This is a genomic window from Prescottella subtropica (assembly GCF_005434945.1).
Classification (GTDB): Bacteria; Actinomycetota; Actinomycetes; order Mycobacteriales; family Mycobacteriaceae; genus Prescottella; species Prescottella subtropica.
On sequence record NZ_SKCH01000055.1, the window covers coordinates 1 to 1,925 of the forward strand.

At 61.1% G+C, this 1,925-nt stretch carries 3 protein-coding genes; 2 read left to right on the forward strand and 1 reads right to left on the reverse strand.

The features are described 5' to 3' along the window. Window positions 1–282, forward strand: a 282-nt coding sequence (locus E0497_RS20525) for a hypothetical protein (RefSeq protein ID WP_161987479.1), incomplete at its 5' end; no start/stop codon positions are given. A 115-nt stretch (window positions 283–397) separates the two neighbouring features. Beyond that, complete coding sequence (locus tag E0497_RS20265; RefSeq protein WP_137726595.1) at window positions 398–1,258, forward strand: hypothetical protein; 861 nt, start codon at window positions 398–400, stop codon at window positions 1,256–1,258. Between the two features lie 70 nt (window positions 1,259–1,328). Here the strand turns inward: E0497_RS20265 and E0497_RS20270 are convergent, their stop codons facing one another. Beyond that, window positions 1,329–1,799, reverse strand: coding sequence for a hypothetical protein (locus E0497_RS20270; protein WP_137726596.1), 471 nt, complete (start codon window positions 1,797–1,799; stop codon window positions 1,329–1,331). Window positions 1,800–1,925: the final 126 nt, after the last annotated feature.

The window sequence follows — 1,925 nt, forward strand, 5'->3', positions numbered from 1 at the left end:
TGCGGCTCGCCGGCCACACCAACATCGCCGGCGCGCTACGCCACCACGGCCGTGATCCACACCGGCCGATCGATCTACTTCATGCCGCCTGACATGGGGTTATGCGACTTTGCCGGGCCCCTGACCGGCGTCGCCGTCGCCGGATTCCGGGTACACGGCGACGGTGTCCCCGAGGACGCACACGTCACCGGCCTGACCCTCGACAAGACCGACGCGAGAAGAGGGTGGATCACCATTGCCGGACAGGACAGATTGTACGAGTTTGTTATTGATGTGACATAGTGAATTCAAAACTGGAGATGATACTTCGTATCGGACAGGCACAGGCGCACCACCTGCACTGTTCATCGCTTCCGAACGCAGATGTCGTCTCGGAAAGATACGGAAAGACGAACTGATGACAATACCGAACGGGCCCGACCATCAGGGCCGCCCCGGCGGCCCGGCACAGCCCCAGCCGCCGTACAACCCGAAGCCGAGCCTGTGGTCGAGCGTGCCACGGTCGGTGCTCGCCGGCGGCGCGGCCGCGGTGGTTGCAGTGGTGGTGGTCCTGGTGATCGTCGTGACCGGCGGCGGTGGCGACAACGACGGTGCCGGTGCGGTCGCTGGAGCTGAGGCCGGAACCAGTACCTCCACGACACCTGCCTCGAAGTTCGTTCCAGATCTTTTCGACGCCGCCGGCAGTCATTACGACAAGAAGACCGACAAGCGAATCGCCCCACCGCAGCGCATCGCGATCACCGGCAGCCTCGATCTGACCGAGTGGGCCGAGTCGATCGGTTACGGCGCGGCAGAACAGCGACTGCCGAAGAACGGGCAGTACGTGGCAACGGACTCCAGCTTCCCGACCTTCCAGGGAACTCCGCAGGTTTCACTGTTCACCGATAAGAACAACGTCCTGCATCTGAGTTGGAGTTGCCAGTTCATCCCGAACGATCCGGACAATGAGAACTGCCAGGAGGTTTACCGCATCGCATTCGATGTATCGGGGTCGGAACCAGCGATGCTCACAGCATCGAACTCCATCAGAGATCGGCCGAGCGAACTGCTCACGGCGATTGAGGTTACGAATTCCCTCGTTGCGGTGGCTGACCTGTCGCAGCTACCGGCGTCGGCTCGGGGTACGGACAAGTGGACAGGGGCAGACACCGTGTCGGTACTCGCGGCCTCGCAGCCGCGGGAAGGATCGACCAAGGTCTATTTCGTGGTGCCGGATTCGCTGAAGCTCTACTTCGGCGAGTTGGAGCCCAGTCGTTGAGTCGTGACGTGAAAAAAGACCCCGCACCGAAATTCGGTGCGGGGTCTTTTTCTGTTCGGGCGACGAGTCATCACGACCGGGGGATCGAGTCGGTGCACGCCTCTCGCTCGTAGTAGACGCCGCCGTAGTCGGTGTGCCTGAGTGTCAGTGTGTATCCAAAGTTTTTGCCTGCATCAAGTTTCGGGAACTTCGCGGGGTCTAATCCGATCCGGAGGTTGTTCTCGGTTTCCTCCCAGGTGATGTCGGATGCGTCGACACCGGATTCGTTACCCTCATCGAACACGTCGATAATTTCGGGGCCTTCTTCGGCTCGAAGGTTGATCGAATACTTTTCCGCGCCGGGCCCGGGAGACCATGGACCAGACATATTCGCGGACACTTCAGGGCTGTTCGGAGAGTCCTGCGCGAGTTGCAAGTCAAGCGACGTGTACGGGTTCCCATACCCTTTGGGCGGCGGCCCATTTCGGACGAGCTTCCCGACGAAATTGATCGAGAACTCGACACGCTCAGGCGTGTTGGTGACCAGATCGACCGAGTGCACACCCAGGGCCTCGGCAAAGTCGTGAGTGACGCCCGCTGACCTGCGGTTTCAAGGTGGGATGGCGCACGATCGGGGTGCGGATTGGGGCGGGCACGACCGTCTCGGTGATGATGCAAGTCTCTACTC

Excerpts from the sequence above, each read along its gene's own strand:
- E0497_RS20265 (WP_137726595.1), top strand. The coding sequence starts at position 398 with ATGACAATACCGAACGGGCCCGACCATCAGGGCCGCCCCGGCGGCCCG.